Source organism: Absiella sp. AM29-15 (assembly GCF_003434225.1).
Taxonomy (GTDB): Bacteria; Bacillota_I; Bacilli_A; order Erysipelotrichales; family Erysipelotrichaceae; genus Hoskinsella; species Hoskinsella hominis.
Genome location: NZ_QVFL01000055.1, coordinates 1 through 900, shown reverse-complemented (window position 1 = coordinate 900; position 900 = coordinate 1). Strand labels below are relative to the sequence as shown.

The 900-nt window shown below is 48.6% G+C and carries 1 pseudogene; it reads right to left on the bottom strand.

Annotated elements, in window-relative coordinates:
- Window positions 1–399: 399 nt before the first annotated feature.
- A pseudogene (locus tag DW761_RS20890) lies at window positions 400–900 on the bottom strand (virulence-associated E family protein); the annotation flags it as partial.

The following is a 900-nucleotide window of genomic DNA, read 5'->3' as shown; positions in this document are numbered from 1 at the left end:
TCATCTTCATTATAGCTCATATCTTTCCTTTTAGCAAGATATTCTTTCGTATTCGTCTTGCCGTATTTCTGGGAAATCAGGCTGACGAACACATCGGTTGCATCCAGCTCCCCGTCAAACACCGTTGTAACATGAATCTCTGTTTTGTTTTTTGCCATAGGCAGTTATCCTCCATACATGAAAATAGCCAGACAGAGGGTGTCGGCAACGAAGTCCGGCAACGGGCTTCAAAAGACCTTGCAAACAATCTCAATCTGGCGATGGTTACTATTTATACTTTTCTTTTATTTTTCTGTTGTTTTGGTTGTTATAAGGGAGAAAAGCCCGCAGTTATGGGGTTTTCCCCGGCAACCGGCTCGGCAACGGGATAGCAACAGGGGGTGCAACGGGCTGTCATTTTCAGAATGGAAGCTCCATCTGTTCTGTGACCTCCACAAAACCATCCATTATTTTTTCAGACGGGTTGCCGGAATCCGTTGCCGGGTTTTCACGCTCCCAGCCCTTTTGTCTGCCATATTCGGAAAACATTCTTGGGTTTGGGAAGTACCGCCAGCGGTCAATGCACTGGTTCATAATCTCGTTGATTTCCCGGATTTCCCATTGCTTCGGCTCGTCAAAAGCATGGTTCAAGGCTTCCTTATAGAGCTGCTTGGAGCAGACCATGTTCCCGGTGTACTTATCAAGATACGCCTGTATCATCCCGGCTTTGGTGTCCTCCGGCATAAAATCCCGCTGGTGTTCTTTGAGATACCGCTGCATGGCGGAGCTGAAAGCCAGCTTGAACCTGCCGCTTCGGTAAATCTCCATCGCTTCCGCCCACATCTGCTCGATATAGGCTCTGGAAGCAGCTTCGTCCTCCAAAATGTGAACCTCGGCTTGCTCCGGGTACACCATGACGGG